This is a genomic window from Gordonibacter sp., from assembly GCF_036667095.1.
In the GTDB taxonomy this organism is placed as follows: Bacteria; Actinomycetota; Coriobacteriia; order Coriobacteriales; family Eggerthellaceae; genus Gordonibacter.
The window spans coordinates 1-2,353 of sequence record NZ_JAVWUP010000303.1; the positions used below are offsets into that span (position 1 = coordinate 1).

The window sequence follows — 2,353 nt, forward strand, 5'->3', positions numbered from 1 at the left end:
GGTGTTCCTTAGGGGGTGTTCCTTAGGGGGTGTTCCTTAGGGGGTGTTCCTTAGGAACAACCGGACCTCCACCCAGAAGACCTACGCTTTACGCCTCCTATCGGGTGATGTGCAGTCTAGAAAAACCGATCGGAACCGCCCTTGCGAGGTTAAGGTACCAAAAGCCCTTCCCCACCTCACACGTCCGAACCGTTACGATTGTCTTCCGGGGATACGTTTTCCAAGCTGTTTGCCTATACTGTAGAGGCGACCTAGAGAGGCAAGAGCGAGGCAACATGCGGTGCATGGCCGCCCGCAGACGCCTCATGCAAGAAAAGAGGCAGACCATAGACGAGCGTTACCGAAACTATTCCATCCCCCTTCCCCCGTATGCCCTCCTCGCACTCGACACGCTGGAACGCGCAGGGTTCGAGTCGTGGTGCGTAGGCGGGTTCGTCCGTGATGCACTCTTGGGTCGACCGAGTGCCGACATCGACATCGCAACACAGGCAGGATGGCGAGACGTGCAGCGCGTGTTCGAGGCGCAGGGTTGCGCTACGCACGAGACGGGAGTAGCGCACGGCACGTTGACCGTGGTCGTAGACGACCATGCCCTCGAGATCACGACGTACCGAACCGACGGCGCCTACACTGACGCGCGCCACCCCGACGCAGTATCGTTCGTACGCACGATCGAAGAAGACCTCGCTCGCCGCGACTTCACGGTCAATGCTTTGGCCTACCACCCGACGCGAGGTCTTCTCGATCCCTATGAAGGCATCGAGGATCTGCATGCGAAAACGCTGCGTGCCGTAGGGGATCCGGCAAAACGCTTCTCCGAAGACGCGCTGCGCATCCTGCGCGGCTGCCGCTTCGCCTCGCAGCTTGGCTTCTCTTTGGAGCAGAATACTTATGCTGGCATGATGTCCTGTAAAAACCAACTGGCGCGCGTCTCGTCCGAACGCGTCACGCGGGAGCTCGAAGCGCTGCTGCTGGGCTCGCAGGTGCATGGAGCGCTTATGTGCACCGTCGACGTTTTAGCAGCAGTGCTGCCCGAGCTTGTTGCCATGAAGGGATTCCAGCAGCACACGCCCTATCATATATACGACGTACTAGAGCACACCGCCTACGTCGTGCAGAACACGCCGCCCTACCCGCTCGTACGGTGGGCAGCTCTTTTTCATGACATGGGGAAACCTGCCGCGTTCTTCCAAGACGCCAACGGTCAAGGCCACTTCTACGGTCACGCGAAGATCAGCAGGGAGCTGGCACGCGGCATCATGGGGAGGCTTACGCTCTCGCCCGCCTTCGCCGAACGCGTGCTGATGCTGGTAATACATCACGACGAGGTGATCGAGCCCACGCCGAAAGCCGTGAAGCGCGCGCTGGCCCGACTAGGTGGCGACATCAATCTGTTCCGAGCGCTTTGCGACCTGAAGCGCGGCGATGCCCTGTCCCAGGCGCCCCGATGCGCCGAGCGCACGGAACTCGCGAATCAATTGGAACAGGAACTTGCCCGCATACTTGCCGCCGACGAAGCGTTCACGCTGAAGCGGCTGGCCGTGAGCGGACGCGACATCATGGCTGCAGGCGCAGCGCAAGGCCCGACAGTCGGAGCGGCACTTGCCGCAGCACTTGACGCCGTCATCGACGAACGCGTTCCAAACGAACAGGCATCCCTGATTGCGTTTGTGAAAGAATGGCTGAAGAGCTGACACGCGCACAACGCTTCCACCACCTCTGCGCAACGACAGCGACCAAACCCCGAAGAAAGAGAAAATGTCGTTCGGAGGCCATCGTCCCCGCAGGCGGGCACCTCGAGTACCGCCAGGTTCGCGTCTTGCCCGCTGAGCAAAGCTACGCCTTTTGCCGTTGCGGCGAATCGGACAACAAGCCTTTCTGCGACACCCTGCATGTCTCGATCGGGTTCGGACGCACATCCAGAGACTAGGGAAGAGCCTGATCCAAGCAGCTTTCGCCACAGGCCACAACGCGTGGATCTCGACGAACGCTCCAGAAACGCAACCGAGCAGTCCTGGGATTACGCTCCAATTGCAGCGTTGTTTTCAATTTTTTCAAAAAAATGTACGATAGGCCTTGACGAAGAACGAACGTTTCCGTAATATACTCACTCGCGCTTGCACCTCGTGGTTGACACTGCGAGATGCACATCGGATAGCCGATGGGGTGTCGTCTAATGGTAGGACAGCGGCTTCTGGTGCCGTATGTGAGGGTTCGACTCCTTCCACCCCAGCCATTCGCTTGCGCGAATAACGATGTTTGATATGGCCCGGTCGTCTAGCGGTTCAGGACGCCGCCCTCTCAAGGCGGAGGTCGCCGGTTCGAATCCGGTCGGGACTACCACAAAACTTGC

Annotated in this window: 1 protein-coding gene and 2 tRNA genes; all 3 read left to right on the forward strand. The window is 59.4% G+C overall.

Going from position 1 to position 2,353, the window contains the following annotated elements; translation table 11 throughout:
- Positions 1-305 precede the first annotated feature (305 nt).
- On the forward strand, positions 306-1,694 hold the full coding sequence (locus RR842_RS13975; RefSeq protein ID WP_332730189.1) for an HD domain-containing protein: 1,389 nt from the start codon (positions 306-308) through the stop codon (positions 1,692-1,694).
- Positions 1,695-2,162: 468 nt separating this feature from the next.
- Positions 2,163-2,236 (forward strand) — tRNA-Gln (locus tag RR842_RS13980).
- A 36-nt stretch (positions 2,237-2,272) separates the two neighbouring features.
- Positions 2,273-2,343, forward strand: a tRNA-Glu gene (locus tag RR842_RS13985).
- The last annotated feature ends 10 nt before the right edge of the window (positions 2,344-2,353 follow it).

Bases quoted from the DNA above. Each gene is read 5' to 3' on its own strand.
- RR842_RS13975 (WP_332730189.1), top strand. From the start codon at position 306: ATGCAAGAAAAGAGGCAGACCATAGACGAGCGTTACCGAAACTATTCC.